This is a genomic window from Bradyrhizobium sp. USDA 3311, from assembly GCF_054062495.1.
Window position 1 is genome coordinate 6468619 of record NZ_JBSSFI010000001.1, and the last position, 14221, is coordinate 6482839.

General features: G+C 62.9%; 12 protein-coding genes. 4 read left to right on the top strand and 8 right to left on the bottom strand.

What is annotated here, in order from left to right; translation table 11 throughout:
* Positions 1-199: 199 nt before the first annotated feature.
* The gene (locus tag ACVWW6_RS31215; RefSeq protein ID WP_038966804.1) at positions 200-877 is read right to left on the bottom strand and encodes a nitroreductase; all 678 of its coding nucleotides are present in this window, start codon (positions 875-877) and stop codon (positions 200-202) included.
* Positions 878-983: 106 nt separating this feature from the next.
* Here ACVWW6_RS31215 and ACVWW6_RS31220 point away from each other — a divergent pair, with 106 nt between their 5' ends.
* On the top strand, positions 984-1946 hold the full coding sequence (locus ACVWW6_RS31220) for an alpha/beta hydrolase (RefSeq protein WP_456681984.1): 963 nt from the start codon (positions 984-986) through the stop codon (positions 1944-1946).
* Positions 1947-1953: 7 nt separating this feature from the next.
* Here the strand turns inward: ACVWW6_RS31220 and ACVWW6_RS31225 are convergent, their stop codons facing one another.
* On the bottom strand, positions 1954-2412 hold the full coding sequence (locus tag ACVWW6_RS31225) for a cupin domain-containing protein (protein WP_456681985.1): 459 nt from the start codon (positions 2410-2412) through the stop codon (positions 1954-1956).
* A gap of 248 nt (positions 2413-2660) precedes the next feature.
* Between ACVWW6_RS31225 and ACVWW6_RS31230 the strand changes: the two genes are divergently transcribed.
* On the top strand, positions 2661-2909 hold the full coding sequence (locus ACVWW6_RS31230; RefSeq protein WP_011086960.1) for a hypothetical protein: 249 nt from the start codon (positions 2661-2663) through the stop codon (positions 2907-2909).
* A gap of 186 nt (positions 2910-3095) precedes the next feature.
* Here the strand turns inward: ACVWW6_RS31230 and ACVWW6_RS31235 are convergent, their stop codons facing one another.
* Positions 3096-3971, bottom strand: coding sequence for an MBL fold metallo-hydrolase (locus ACVWW6_RS31235; RefSeq protein ID WP_456681986.1), 876 nt, complete (start codon positions 3969-3971; stop codon positions 3096-3098).
* A gap of 148 nt (positions 3972-4119) precedes the next feature.
* On the opposite strand from ACVWW6_RS31235, the gene ACVWW6_RS31240 reads away from it, so the two are divergent.
* The gene (locus ACVWW6_RS31240) at positions 4120-5094 is read left to right on the top strand and encodes a glycerophosphodiester phosphodiesterase family protein (protein WP_456681987.1); all 975 of its coding nucleotides are present in this window, start codon (positions 4120-4122) and stop codon (positions 5092-5094) included.
* Here the strand turns inward: ACVWW6_RS31240 and ACVWW6_RS31245 are convergent.
* The 5 genes from ACVWW6_RS31245 to ACVWW6_RS31265 form a co-directional block, all read right to left on the bottom strand.
* The gene (locus ACVWW6_RS31245) at positions 5091-6713 is read right to left on the bottom strand and encodes an ABC-F family ATP-binding cassette domain-containing protein (protein ID WP_456681988.1); all 1623 of its coding nucleotides are present in this window, start codon (positions 6711-6713) and stop codon (positions 5091-5093) included. The two genes, ACVWW6_RS31240 and ACVWW6_RS31245, sit on opposite strands and share 4 nt — an antisense overlap.
* Positions 6714-6880: 167 nt before the next feature.
* On the bottom strand, positions 6881-7642 hold the full coding sequence (locus tag ACVWW6_RS31250; RefSeq protein ID WP_304553072.1) for an SDR family NAD(P)-dependent oxidoreductase: 762 nt from the start codon (positions 7640-7642) through the stop codon (positions 6881-6883).
* A gap of 150 nt (positions 7643-7792) precedes the next feature.
* Positions 7793-10627, bottom strand: a complete 2835-nt coding sequence (locus tag ACVWW6_RS31255; RefSeq protein WP_456681989.1) for an ATP-binding protein — start codon at positions 10625-10627, stop codon at positions 7793-7795.
* A gap of 511 nt (positions 10628-11138) precedes the next feature.
* Positions 11139-11633 (bottom strand): DUF302 domain-containing protein, encoded by a 495-nt coding sequence (locus ACVWW6_RS31260; RefSeq protein WP_028171152.1) that lies wholly within the window; start codon positions 11631-11633, stop codon positions 11139-11141.
* A gap of 192 nt (positions 11634-11825) precedes the next feature.
* Positions 11826-12596, bottom strand: coding sequence for an alpha/beta hydrolase (locus ACVWW6_RS31265; protein ID WP_456681990.1), 771 nt, complete (start codon positions 12594-12596; stop codon positions 11826-11828).
* 215 nt (positions 12597-12811) lie between these two features.
* Between ACVWW6_RS31265 and ACVWW6_RS31270 the strand changes: the two genes are divergently transcribed.
* Entirely contained in the window at positions 12812-13774 is a 963-nt protein-coding gene (locus tag ACVWW6_RS31270; protein ID WP_456681991.1) for a cupin domain-containing protein, read from the top strand.
* Positions 13775-14221: the final 447 nt, after the last annotated feature.

Here is a 14221-nt window from a genome sequence, read left to right on the forward strand (position 1 = left end):
GGAAGCGCGCGGCGCAGGCGCGTTTGTGCTGTGAATGCGCACCGTAGGATTACGGCGTCGCATCGTTTCGCGGGCTCATGATACCGATCGCATCGATGCATTTGATCCAGATCAAATCCGCGCGACGCCCTCGCGCCGGCGGCATTGCAACGGACATCGGCACGATTCCGTATCGCCGACACATCCACGCCTGCGTGCACTACTCGGCGAATCCGACGAAGCGGACGAAGTCGCTGTTCGCCTCGCGATCCGAGCGCACCGCGTTGGCGGCAAAGCCGTCGTCGGGATATCCCATCGCGACGCAGGTCATGATCACCTCGTCCTCCGGAATCTTCGCAACCTCGCGCACGATGTCGGAGCGCATGATGCCCTGCCCGTTGATCACCGAACCGAGCCCGCGGTCCCAGGCTGCGAGCACGATGCCGTAGCAGAGCGCGCCGAGATCGAAATGGCAGACCGCGCCGGGATCGAGCACGCGGTCATAGGTCAAGACCAGCGAGACCGGCGCGTCGAACTGGCGGAAGCCGCGCAGCACCCAGTCCTGTCGCATCGGCTTGTCGTCGCGTGCGATCCCCATCGCGCCGAATAGCTTCTTGGCGATATCGACCTGCCGGGTGCGATGCACGCCCTGGTACTCGCCATGGCTGATGATGTCGCGCTTGACCTTGGCGCCGCCGACCATCTCTTCCATGTTGCGGCGGCGCAGCTCTTCCAGCGGGCTGCCTGTCAGCACATGAACGTGCCAGGGCTGGGTGTTCATCGACGACGGCGCGCGCTTGGCGCTCTCGATGATCGCTTCGATCACGGTGCGTGCCACCGGCTTGTTCTTGAAACCGCGCACGCTGCGGCGCGACTGAACCAACGTTTCGAATTCCAACCTCAACCTCCCTGGCGCAGACCCGTCCGGCAGTTGCCGATGCGGCGCGCAAAATCTATGCTAACCCGCAAGCAAGACCAAGAACCCAGCCGTGGAAGGACCCGCAATGGCCGCACCGCTCGATCCCGTCATCGCCCAGATCATTCCGCTGCTGCCGCTGCGCGATCCGACCACGATGACGCCACAGAGCGCCCGTGATTCCTTGCGCGCACTGGCTGCCGCGCGCGCGGCCGTGCCGCCGCCACCGGTCGATACGGTGCAGGATATCAAGGTGAAAGGCGGCGCTGGCCCGCTCGATGCGCGCCTCTACCGTATCGGCTCCGATCCCGCGCCGACCGTGGTGTTTTTTCACGGCGGCGGCTGGGTCGCGGGCGATCTCGAGACCCATGACCGGCAGGCACGCAACCTTGCGATCGAGACCGGCGCGGTCGTCGTCTCCGTCGACTATCGTCGCCCGCCGGAGACGCGCTTTCCCGGCGCCTTCGAGGATGCTTTTGCCGCGGCGCGTGACATCTTCAACCGCGTCGCGGAATTTGGCGGCGACTCAAGGCGCCTCGGCGTCGCCGGCGACAGCGCCGGCGGCAATCTCGCGGCCGCCACCGCGATTGCCTGCCGCGATGCCGGCATCAAGCTCGCCGCGCAGCTGCTGGTCTATCCCGTGACCGACGTCGCAGGCCACTATGCCGATGCGCGCGAGAACGCGCGCTTTCCCTCGCGCACGGAGAATGCCGACGGCTACTTCCTCTCCCGCGCCGTGATGGAATGGTTCTGCGGCCATTATCTCGCCGATCCCGGCCACGGCGCCGACTGGCGCGTCTCACCGCTGCGCGCGGCTTCGCTTGCCGGCCTCGCACCCGCGATCGTTGCCACCGCCTGGTTCGATCCCCTGCGCGACGAGGGCGCCGCCTATGCCCGGGCGCTGGAAGCCGCCGGCGTGCGCGTCAAGCACCATGAGGGCCCAGGCTTGATCCACGGTTATTTTGGTCTCGGCGACGCCTCGGACGTCGCGCGGGCCGAGGCGCAGCGTGCGCGCGCCGACTTCAAGGCGCTGCTCGCGCGCGGCATATGAGGACCGGCTAGATGCGCGGCGCCCGCTGCGCCGCCGTGTGCCCCCACGTTTCGTCCCAATCCTGACCGGCGGCATCGACGACGCGGCCGTCGGCTTCAAAGAACTTGTTCGGCACCTGGAAGATCGCAAGGATCAAGGCCCCGTCCGGACACCAGGCGGCGTGGCGGCTGCCCGCCTCGCGCCAGATAAATTCGCCGGCCTTGCAGGCGATGCCCTTGGCTGGGCCCTCCTTGTCGACGAGAGCGCCTTCAATGACGTAGCTCTGCTCGATGCCGACATGCTCGTGATCGGGCAGCACCGATCCCGGCGCGAAGCGCATCAACGCCGTCATCAGCCCCGTGCCGCGATCGAACAGCAAGGTCTTGGCCTCGCAGCCGGGAAAGCGCGTCTTCTGCCATTCCATTGTCGAGGGTTGAACCAGATGAGAATGCTGGTCGGCGGTCTGCGGGCTCGTCACGGCGTCCATGGCAACACTCCGTTCCTGCTGGAATGGGATCAGCCTAACAGGTCTCGGCCGCGCGGTCAGCGCGCAGTGCAGCAAGCGGCGGGCGCGAATCCGGAGGCCGGCCCGGAGCCGCGCGCGTCAAGGCGAAATGCATTCATCGCGCGCTGCGAAAATATCAGCGCCCGCGCCCGGCACGCGCCGATCCTGCTTGATTGCGCCACGATTCCCGGCTCCAATCTCCGCACCATTTCTGGTTTAGGGAGACACCCATGCTGAAACGTATTTTCCTGGCTGCGATCGTCGCCACCTTTGCAGCAGGCTCGGCCTTCGCGGAGGACACCTGCGAGAGCAAGGCCGTCGGCAAGGACGGCAAGCCCTTGGCGGGAGCGGCCAAGACCTCGTTCCTGAAGAAGTGCAAGGCCGACGCCTGCACGCCCAAGGCCGTCAGCGCCGACGGCAAGCCGCTGGCCGGTGCCGCCAAGAACAGCTTCATGAAGAAGTGCGAAGTCAGCGCGTAACGCGGGCTGCGACACTCTCGTGCCCCGGACGCAGCGCAGCGCTTCTTCAGCGATGCGCTGCAGAGCCGGGGCCCACGCTTTCACGTGCATTCCGAGAGATGGGTCCCGGCTCAGCGGAGCGTCACTGCGCGCCGCACCGCGTCCGGGACACGAGACCTGCCTACGCGCTTACGAGTTTCGCCGCCATCACTCCCGCTTGAACCGGTAGTCGAACGCCCCGTCCAGCGGCTTGATCAGCCCGACCGTCGGCGCCGGAAAATGGATCGGCAGGATCAGCGTGTCGGTGTCGGCGACGGAGGCGAAGAACTTTCGCCGCGAGACCGCCGACTGTTTCGCATCCCAATCCGGCATCGCCGACCAGTCCGGCTCACGGCACTGGATCTGGTGATGCATGAGATCGCCCGCGACCACCGCGCGCTGGCCCTTCGAGAAGATGTTGACGCAGCAATGGCAGGGCGAATGCCCCGGCGTCGGCGTCAGCGTCACGGTGTCATCGAGCGCGTAATCATCGTCCACCAGCAGCGCCTGCCCGGCCTCGACGATCGGCAGGCAATTGTCGCGGAAGACGGTGCCGGGCGGGTTGCTGCCCTTGGCGTTCTCGGCCTCCCAGGCCGCATACTCACCCTTGTGGAAGACGTATTTCGCATTCGGGAACGTCGGCACCCAGCGGCCGTCACGCAAGGTCGTATTCCAGCCGGTGTGATCGATGTGAAGGTGCGTGCAGAAGACGTAGTCGATCTGTTCGAAAGAGATGCCGAGCGCGAACAGTTCGTTGCGCCAGCGCTCCTTGCCGGGAAAGTCGAACGGCGGCGGATGCCCCTTGTCCTCGCCGGTACAGGTGTCCACCAGGATTGTGTAGCGCGGCGTGCGCACGACGAACGTCTGATAGGTGATGACCATCATGCCGCGCGCGGCGTCGAACACCTCCGGCTCCATCGTCGGCAGATGGCGGGCAAACACGCCCTTGTCATAGGCCGGGAAGAAATCCTGCGGCCGCCGCCATGGCCCTTCCCGCTCGATCACCGCGTCGATGGTGATGTCGCCGATCCGCAGTTGCTTCATGGTTGCTTTGCTCCCTTTTTTGCAGAGAGCGTAGCGGGCAGCACAGGACCGTTCAAGCCGCGCAACGCGTCCGGCACCTATGCGTGACGATCGCCGCAAATCAACCCCAAACGCCACCGACGATCATCTCGGAATTGGGGAAGAAACAGTGCGCAGGAAACTCGGATTTGCGACGGCAGTCCTGATCGCCGCCGCCGCCGGCGTCTACATCAACAACACCAGTCTTCTGGCGCCGCACCGCGACGGCAAGCCGGTGTTACTAGCCCATCGCGGCATGGCGCAGCGCTTCGACGAGCGCGACGTGAAGAACGACACCTGCACCGCTGCGCGGATGTTGCCGCCGACGCACGACTATCTCGAAAATACCCTCCGCTCGATGCGAGCCAGCTTCGAGGCCGGCGCCGACGTGGTCGAGCTCGACGTGCACCCGACCACCGACGGCGAGTTCGCCGTATTCCACGACTGGACGCTCGACTGCCGCACCGACGGCCAGGGCGTCACGCGCGAGCAGAGCATGACAAAGCTGAAAACGCTCGACATCGGCTATGGCTACACCGCCGACGGCGGCAGGACATTCCCGTTTCGCGGCAAGGGCATCGGGATGATGCCGACGCTCTCGGACGTGTTTGCCGCCTTCCCAGACCGGCGGCTCCTCGTCAACGTGAAGAGCCGCGATGCCAACGAGGGCGAGAAGCTCGCGGCCGTGCTGAACGCGCTGCCGGCCGAGCGACGGCGGATGATCATGGTCTACGGCGGTGACGAGCCGATCGAGGTGATCCGTCGCCTCACTCCGGAGGTCCGCACGATATCACGCGGGGCGATCCGGCGCTGCCTGCTCGGCTATATCGGCTATGGCTGGACCGGCCTGATGCCGGCCGCCTGCCGCGACGCGATGGTGCTGGTCCCGATCAATGTCGCGCCCTGGCTATGGGGTTGGCCGGATCGCTTCCTCGCTCGGATGATCGGCTCCAACAGCGCGGTCTTCGTGCTCGGCCCTTACACCGGCGGCGAGTTCTCCTCCGGCATCGATACGCCGGAGTTGTTCGCCCGGCTCCCGCAAGGCTATTCCGGCGGGATCTGGACCAACGAGATCGAGCCGATCGCCGGCAAGAGCAAAGACTAGCTCCGCAACCCCGGCGCTTCCTGCCCGGTCCTCGCGACATATTCGGTGTAGCCGCCGCCAAACTGGTGGATGCCCTCGGGCGTCAGCTCGAGCACGCGGTTCGACAGCGTCGCCAGGAAATGCCGGTCGTGCGAGACGAACAGCATGGTACCCTCGAAATCCGACAGAGCCGTGATCAGCATCTCCTTGGTGGCGAGATCGAGATGGTTGGTCGGCTCGTCCAGCACCAGGAAGTTCGGCGGATCGAACAGCATCTTCGCCATCACGAGGCGCGCCTTCTCGCCGCCCGAGAGCACGCGGCAGCGCTTCTCGACGTCGTCGCCGGAGAAGCCGAAGCAGCCGGCGAGCGCGCGCAACGAGCCCTGCCCCGCGGTCGGGAACGCGTCCTCCAGCGACTGGAACACGGTGCGCTCGCCGTCGAGCAGGTCCATCGCGTGCTGGGCGAAATAGCCCATCTTGACGCTGCCGCCGAGGGCCACCGTGCCCTGGTCCGGCTCGCTCGCACCCGCGACGAGCTTGAGCAGCGTCGACTTGCCGGCGCCGTTGACGCCCATCACGCACCAGCGCTCCCTGCGACGGATCATGAAATCGAGGCCGTCATAGATGCGCTTGCTGCCATAGCCCTTGTGGACGCTCTTGAGCGCCACGACGTCCTCGCCCGAGCGCGGTGCCGGCGGGAAATCGAACGCGATGCTCTGGCGGCGGCGCGGCGGCTCGACCCGCTCGATCTTGTCGAGCTTCTTCACCCGGCTCTGCACCTGCGCGGCATGCGAAGCACGCGCCTTGAAGCGCTCGATGAACTTGATCTCCTTGGCGAGCATCGCCTGCTGGCGCTCGAACTGCGCCTGCTGCTGCTTCTCGTTCAGCGCGCGCTGCTGCTCGTAGAACTCGTAGTCGCCGGTATAGGTCGTGAGCGAGCCGGAATCGATCTCGATCACCTTGGAGATCACACGGTTGATGAACTCGCGGTCGTGCGAGGTCATCAGCAACGTGCCTTCGTAATCGTGCAGGAATTTTTCCAGCCAGATCAGGCTCTCGAGATCGAGATGGTTGCTCGGCTCGTCGAGCAGCATGACGTCGGGACGCATCAAGAGGATGCGAGCGAGCGCCACGCGCATCTTCCAGCCGCCTGAGAGCTTGCCGACATCGCCGTCCATCATCTCCTGGCTGAAGCCCAGGCCGGACAGCGCTTCGCGCGCCCGGCCGTCGAGCGCATAGCCGTCGAGCTCCTCGAAGGCGTGCTGCACCTCGCCATAACGCGCGATGATCTCGTCCATCTGGTCGGCCTTGTCAGGGTCGGCCATGTCAGCCTCGAGCTGGCGCAACTCGGCTGCGACCTCGCTGACGGGACCGGCGCCGTTCATCACCTCGGCCACGGCGCTGCGGCCGGACATCTCGCCGACGTCCTGGTTGAAATAGCCGATCGTGATGCCGCGATCGGTCGAGACCTGTCCCTCGTCGGGCAGTTCCTCACCGGCGATCATCCGGAACAGGGTCGTCTTTCCCGCGCCATTCGGCCCGACGAGGCCGATCTTCTCGCCCTTGTTGAGGGCCGCGGAGGCTTCGATGAACAGGATCTGGTGGCCGGCTTGCTTGCTGACGTTGTCGAGGCGGATCATGGGGTCATTTTGGGGGAATTTTGCGTTGCAGCGTCATAGGCCATGCGGGCTCCCAGGGGAAGCCCGGCGGGGCCCGGAGGCACCGGTTGCCAGCGGGTAAATATTGCATGGCAGGGCTGGACCGCAGCAGGAGCCGGTCGGAGCGGCCGTCTGCGCCTCCTGGCAGGCTAAATCGCCATGCCCCCCGAAACCTCAATCCGCTGCGCATTGACCCAGCGATTATCGTCAGACAGCAACGATGCGATCATCGGGCCGATGTCATCGGGAACGCCAGCCCGGCCAAGGGCCGTCATCCCGGCAACCTGCTTGTTAAGCTCCGGATTGTCCCGGACCATCCCTCCGCTGAAATCTGTCTGTACCGCACCCGGAGCCACCGCGTTGACGGCAATCCCGCGAGAGGCGAATTCCTTTGCCTGGTAGCGGGTCAACACATCGATTGCGGCCTTCAGTGCGCCGTAGGGACCGCTTCCGGGAATGATGATCCGTGCGAGCCCGCTCGAGAGGTTCACGATCCGGCCACCGTCACTCATCAATGGAAGCAATTTTTGGGTGAGAAAAAAGACGCCTTTGAAGTTCACCCGGTATATGTCGTCGAGCTCTGCTTCGGTCGTCTTCTCAAGTGAATTATGGTGGGAAATACCGGCATTGTTGACGAGATAGTCGAAACGGATCGCGCCAATTTCGCCCAGTGCCTCTCGAACTTGCGAGACGAAGGTTTCGAATGTACTCGTTCGTCCGACGTCGAGTTGCAAGGCCCTCGCTCTGCGCCCCATTTGCTCGACCTCTCGCGTGACCATTTCGGCCTCGGCGACGGCCGAATGGTAGGTGAACATGACATCGACGCCTCGCCGTGCGAGATTGAGCACCGTGTTTCGCCCGAGGCCTCGGCTTCCGCCGGTGATCAACGCAATTCTTCCCCGCTGCTTCATCACGCTCTCCTGATAACCCCAATCCGGCAGATTGACGCTACCGCCGCTCCGAAGCGCGGCGCGCGTTAGAAGCTGTTAGAAAATGAAAAATTCTGACGTCTGCCGGGTCACCTGGAGACTGGCCAGATCGACATCTTGCACCCGAAGCGCTCAATGGAAGGGACGGGCAGTCGACCTCGATACTTCTGGACGTGCCTCGAAGACCCGTTGAAGCAGCGCGTGCGCATCAGCTCCTCGGCCTCGATTTTTCATCGACCGCGCCAGCGGAACAGCGGCCTTCAGCTCCCACCCTGATGCTCGTTGGCTTCTTGCACTATCCATCGATCGACGAAGCGCCAGCTCTGCTGCCTTGCGGTCGGGATTTGGGCTCGTCAGGATGATTTGCGCCTGCGTGCGTAGCAATTCCGGCATCCAGAACGTCTGGCGCATCCGCTCCGCAAATAGAATTGCCGATTGAATGGTCTCGCGCGCCTCGTCATACCTTCCGCTTCGAGCAAGTCCATCGGCGAGCGCGCGGGATGCCGCCGGGATGACCATGTGAAGTTGCTCACGGTGGAGCCCTCTCAGCGCCTGACGCAGCGCCTCGACGCCGTCCGCGGGCCTCCCGCTCATGAAAAGCCACTCTCCCCTCAGAGCCTGAGCGGCTGCTGCATGACCTCGGAGAGAATGCTTCTCAGCCAGTGAGATTGCACGATCGACATGGTCGGCAACGTCACCGGTGTTCCCGCTCCACAGCAGCACCGGGACGGAGTGGACCACCGCCATGCAATAGTTCGCCGCCGGGGCCAACCGAGCTGCCTCGTTCATCGCCTCAAGCGCCTGCTTGCGAGCTTGCTTGCGGGAGCCCAGCAACCATAGAGAACGTGCCAGTGCGATCTCGGCGCGCAGACGGTGATCATATCCAAACAGATTGATGTCGAGCCGACCAATTGACGTCTCCAGCTCGAAACCGCACTTGCAATGCGCCACCTCGGCGACTTGATCGCCAGCGAGGTGGCAAGCCGCCGCCAGCATCCATTCGGCGATAATTCTGTCGCTCAATGAACCGCTTAGCTCGGCTACAGTTCTGCATCTCGTCGCTGCAGCCAATGCTCCTTCAAAGTCGCCGAGCCTTGTGAGGAAAAGGTTGAGTCCGGCCAACAGTCGCAGCTGTGGCAATGCTTCTTCGCTCGCCTCGTGAAGTGCCAGCCCGCGCCGTATGGCGGCCTGAACTTCGGTCGTATTACCCAAGGTATGCAGTGACGAGACTGCATATGCCTCCTGCAAGCGTGCCTCTCGATGCGAGAGTCGGCCGAAATTCGCAATCGCTTTCAGTGCCAACCCCGACCAACGCCGGCACTCGACCAGCAACCACAGACCGAGAAACAAAGGGGCGGAATCTGCGGCAAGCTCGATGCCGATCGAGCGATCCTCTTTTGAGAAGCTCCACTCGAGTGCCTTCCGCACGTTTCCGATGTGAGGCGAATAACGTCCGATGTCAGCGTAAGCCCCCTGCTCGAGCGCGATTGCCTTGAAAAAAGCACCGAAATAGAGCGCGTGGCGCAGGGAAACCCGTTCAGCCTCCCCGATTTCCACGAGCTTGGCCGCAGCATACGTGCGCGTCACATCGGGTAAACGATAGAACACGGTATCACCGACCAGATGAACCCAGACGAGCGATTTGTCCACCAACCTCGCAATCGCGATTTCGACTTCGGCGCTTTTTCGCTCCCCACTTCCGGCAACGGAGCAGGCAGCCTCAATCGTGAACAGACCGACAAATATGGAAAGATGGGAAAGAACACGCTGTTCGCTTTCGGCAAGCAACCTGAAGCTCCAATCGAGCATCGCTTGGAGCGTGCGGTGTCGTGGGACAGCGTTTCGCTGGCCTGTCAGTGACAGCTCCATATCGCTGGCCAGCAGACCCGCAACACCCCGAAGGCCATAGGTCCCCACTCGGCTGGCGACCAGTTCGATCGCCAGCGCGATGCCATCGGTACGGCGACATATTTCGGAAACGACCGGCGCATCAGCGTCATTCAGCGCCCCCTCGAAACCAGCGGATGAGGCTCTATCCATAAACAGCCTCACTGCCGGGGTCGCCATCGCATCCGCGGCGCTCGGAACGTCGTCGATTGGGCAAGCAAGAGGGCTGAGAAGGTGCACAATCTCGCCCTCGACGTTCAATGCCTCCCTCGACGTGACAAGCAGACAAACGCCGGAAGTACACTGAAACAGTTGGCTGGCCAAATGCGAGGACGCATCGAGAAGATGTTCGCAACTATCCAGAACGATTAGAATTCGCTTACCGGCAACGAACCCCAGAAGTTCCGCAAGGGCATCGGCTCCTCCGAGCGGGCAGCCGACCGCGGAGAGAACCGCCCCAGCGACTAGGCCAGGTTCGTCAACCGCGCCCAAATCGACAAAAACGGCGCCTTCATCGCCAAATTCGGGTTGTAGCCGGCGAATGATAGCCCCGGCCACGGTAGTCTTGCCGATACCGCCAGCTCCAACGACGCTGACAAAACGCTGCTTCACGATGAGCGCACAGAGGTCGTCGACGACTTCGTCCCGTCCAACGAACAATCTGGGGATCGACGGGAATTGGCGTCCATGCCTGGGGGGCGGAACGTATCCAGAAGATGCAAGCCCATTGCCACGTTTGCGCTCGATCGGAGCCACAAAACTATAGCCCCGACCGGAAACAGTGACGATGTAGCGCGCGCCATCCTGACCTTCGCCCAAGGCCCGGCGAAGGGAGGCCACGTGCACTCTCAAGACGGCCTCGTCGACGACGACGTCACGCCACACGGAGAATAGGAGATCGCGTTTTCTGACGAGTTCGCCGGCGCGCTCGGTCAGCGCAATCAGTATGTCGAAACCGCGCGAGCCGATCCGAACTTCAACTCCATCCTTCAGGAGTTGCCGACGACGCTTGTCCAGTTGGAAGCGACCGAAGAATACTTCCGCATCGGAACTTTCAGCAGAGTCGATGCTCATGACCATAACGGGCCTTTCCTTGAGCTTTCGTGCACAGGAATAGCCGCTCGCCTCGCAATCCTGCGCGTCAATCGGCAGTGGGCAGCAGTTGACGCACTGCTTTCAAATCATCGCAGTGCCGCGAGCGCTTCTTCCATGTGACAGTCAGTCACAGCTTGGCGTCTTTGCAAATTCGCACGTTTTTATTGCGAGCTTCGCGAGGCACATGCGGCCCCTCAGGCCCTTCGCATCAGCTTGAGCGAGGCCGCCAGTCGCAAGCTGCGCTTGCCCTTCCCTTTGCCGGCGTGTGCTCCTGGCCGCCAAATTCCCGCAATACGCCCCGGGATCTAGGGTTCATGGCTGTCGGGCTTGTGGAGCCCGACCGTCTGCATCAGGCCGATCTCCCCATGGTTCGTCATGTCGCCGTGGCGCAGAGTGTTCCTTCCAACGTCTGGCTCGCACCGTGACAACGGCCGTCGCGTTCCGCGATTGGTATGAATTACTCACTTCCATCAGCCAAAGACGTCATCAGAACGTTTCAGCCTGCACATTCGCGTAGCAAAGCGGTGATTTTCGCATCGAGATTTTGGGCGACGGCAAGGGCTTCCGAACTGCCATAATGCCGCAGATAACTCTCCATTTTATCATAAGAGACGTGCACGCCGTCGGCACGCTCATCAATGAGCACTGTGACCGGAGCGTAAGATCCGGCGTCGGGCACGTGCTTGACCATTTCTTTCATGATGAGTGGATTTCCGACCACAAGCCGTATGATCCTCGGCGTCCTGGATCCATTTTCCCGACGCAAGATGTCGCCCAAGTCGAACTCGGCGAAGAGCATAAGGTCGGTGCGACCCAGGCCGCTCTGTACAATGCGCTTTAAATCCGGGAAGGATTCTGTGGCCCTCGTCGCCCTGAAAAATTCGACAATGTCAGGCTGACCGATCGCCGACTTGAGCGCAGCCACGACGGCGTCGAACGGCTTTGAACTCGTGAGGCTGAAGCGCTCAACTTCGACTTTTTGGATTTTCATCTTATCTTCCGTACCAACTGTCATGGATGAAGTGGCTCGATCGCATCGGAACGCGCCGGGTAGCGCGGCGATCGAAACCTTCCTTCAGGATATCGCTGGCGCTCCTGCGGCTTGGCCGACTCGCGCCGTCGCCCTTGCAGGCGCACCGCGAGCGTGGGCGCTCCCGGCGCGACTGCGCCGGGAGTCGTACCGTCACTTCACGAGCGCGGCCTTTTCGATCACCTCAGCGACCACCTTCGCGTGCACGACAAGCGAGGCATGGCTGCCGGCGACTTCCGTCGTCTGAGCCTTCATCCTTGTCGCGAAGAATTTCTGGGCCTCGGGCGCGATGACTTTGTCCTTCGTGGTGATGACATCGAACGCCGGCTTGTCGTGCCAGGCCGCAATGCTGACGGGGGCTTCGAACGCAACGTGATTCAACGGAAGCTGCGAGTTGGCCAGGTGCTCAGCGATCTCCGGAGGAAGGTCAGCCGCGACGGCCGACGGAAAAATCTTGGGATCGATGTACAGATTGCCCTTCGCGTCGGGATGGATCGCGTTGCCGCCTTCGGTCGGCGGGCCGGCCTTTGCCAGCGACGCCAGGGATTCGCCGACCTCCGGCGCGAAGGCGGACACATAGACCAGCGCCGAAACCTTGGGATCGTTGCCGGCTTGCGTGATCACCATACCGCCCCAGGAGTGGCCGACCAGAACGGTCCTGCCGTCCTGTTTCGCCAGCGCCTGTTTGGTGGCATCGACGTCAGCGACGAGCGAGGTGAGCGGATTTTCCACGAGCGTGACGTTGTAGCCTTTCTTCGTGAGAATATCGGCAACCGGCTGCCAGCTCGTCTGGTCCACGAATGCGCCGTGCACGAGCACGATGTTGTGGGCGGCTCCCTTGGGCAGTTCGGCGGAGGAAGCAGAGCCGACCAATGTCGATCCGGCCAGGAGTACGGTGGCGGCTGAGAGAAGAATATTTCGCATTGAATGTTCCTGTTGGCATGTCGGACGAAATCAGTCCGGGGGAATGGACAGGCGTTTCCAGCCAGGTCGCGGTTCTTCCATCTGCCGTCGGCGAGATGGTTGCCGCGCGTGCTGTCGGCCCGCTGCGACATGACCTAGTGCGCGGGCATTTCGGACGATAGGGATCAATCGTCCGCATGTTGTGTCCGATCGTCCACCGGTCTAATCTGGACCGCATGGACATCCTCACCCAGGTGCTCGATCGGGTTCGTCTCGGCGGGACGCTGCTCTTTCACTTCGAGCTCGGCCATCCCTGGCATCTTGAGTTGCCGGCGCGCACCTACGCCCTGTTTCACTATCTCAGCCAGGGTTCGGCGACCCTCGCGCTCGAACAGGGAGAAGAAATCCAGATGACCGAGGGCGATTTTGTCGTGATCACGCGCGGCGAGCCCCATGTGTTTTATTCGGATCGCCGGGCCGAGCCTTTGCGCATCGCGGATATCGAACGGTCGTCGCCACGCCTCGGATTCCTTCGTCACGGCAGCCGTGCAAAGCCGCTCTCGACCATGCTCTGCGGCAATTTCACGGTGTCGCGGCCGATGTTTGGCAGCGTGCTGGAGTTGCTTCCACCCGTGCTCTTGCTGAAGCCGACGGCGGACCGCGGTTGGCTTGAAGCAATCCTGCGCCGCATGATGAGCGAGTCCGCGCTCGAGCGTCCTGGCCAAGGCGTCGCGCTTTCACGACTGACGGAAGTGCTCTTTGTCGAGGTGCTGCGAAGCTGGATCGCGTCTCTCAGTCCCGGACAAGGCGGCTGGATCGGGGCCATTTCTGATCCCCATATCGGACCGGCGCTGAAGCTAATTCACGAAAGTCCGGAGCAGCTCTGGACGCTGAGCGACCTTGGCCGTCGCGTCGGGCTCGGCCGCTCGGCATTTTCGGCGCGCTTTACCAGGCTCGTCGGCCAGTCCATGCACCGTTATGTGATCGAACGCCGAATGGCCGAGGCGGCGTTTCTGCTCGAAACAAGCGATGAGCCCATCGCGCGGATTGCCAGCCGGGTTGGCTACGAGACAGCGGCGGCGTTTTCGAAGCTGTTTCACCGGCATCACGGACATTCGCCAGGCCGCTACCGAGCCTCTCGACGCGCCGACCGAGGCTACGCGCAATCGGGCAATTCGGAAGTACACGTATCCGATTGACCTCGAGCACGCGCGCCGTCGCCATGTCTGCAAGTGGCCCATCGCCGACAACGTCGCCTTCCAACAGCAAAGCAGACGCGACGAATTTATGAGTACCCGCCCTACGCCCGCCGCATCAGCTTGAGCCGAAGCCGCCAGCCGCAGGCTGCGCTTGCCGGCGCGCTGGTCGATGCCTGGGTGAAGACCGGGGCGGCGTGTCCGGCTCCGTGACGAGGCGCTAGGGCGAGTACTCATGACCGTCGGCTTCCGAAGATAAAGCGGACGTCGCCCGCCGACGTACTACGGCCGTTGGCCCGATGTCGGCTTTTTGACCCTCAAGGACATTGAGGCTGAGTTAGGATATTGCAGCCCGGCAATGTCGCCCCCTCGAAGGATGCATGTTGCGATAGCTGACACTTGACGACATGGATCAAGCCGTTGTCGTCCAACGGCATGCACGTGATCATG

Bases quoted from the DNA above. Each gene is read 5' to 3' on its own strand.
- ACVWW6_RS31220 (WP_456681984.1), top strand. From the start codon at position 984: ATGGCCGCACCGCTCGATCCCGTCATCGCCCAGATCATTCCGCTGCTG.
- ACVWW6_RS31225 (WP_456681985.1), bottom strand. From the start codon at position 2,412: ATGGACGCCGTGACGAGCCCGCAGACCGCCGACCAGCATTCTCATCTG.
- ACVWW6_RS31230 (WP_011086960.1), top strand. From the start codon at position 2,661: ATGCTGAAACGTATTTTCCTGGCTGCGATCGTCGCCACCTTTGCAGCA.
- ACVWW6_RS31235 (WP_456681986.1), bottom strand. From the start codon at position 3,971: ATGAAGCAACTGCGGATCGGCGACATCACCATCGACGCGGTGATCGAG.
- ACVWW6_RS31245 (WP_456681988.1), bottom strand. From the start codon at position 6,713: ATGATCCGCCTCGACAACGTCAGCAAGCAAGCCGGCCACCAGATCCTG.
- ACVWW6_RS31250 (WP_304553072.1), bottom strand. From the start codon at position 7,642: ATGAAGCAGCGGGGAAGAATTGCGTTGATCACCGGCGGAAGCCGAGGC.
- ACVWW6_RS31255 (WP_456681989.1), bottom strand. From the start codon at position 10,627: ATGGTCATGAGCATCGACTCTGCTGAAAGTTCCGATGCGGAAGTATTC.
- ACVWW6_RS31260 (WP_028171152.1), bottom strand. From the start codon at position 11,633: ATGAAAATCCAAAAAGTCGAAGTTGAGCGCTTCAGCCTCACGAGTTCA.
- ACVWW6_RS31265 (WP_456681990.1), bottom strand. From the start codon at position 12,596: ATGCGAAATATTCTTCTCTCAGCCGCCACCGTACTCCTGGCCGGATCG.
- ACVWW6_RS31270 (WP_456681991.1), top strand. From the start codon at position 12,812: ATGGACATCCTCACCCAGGTGCTCGATCGGGTTCGTCTCGGCGGGACG.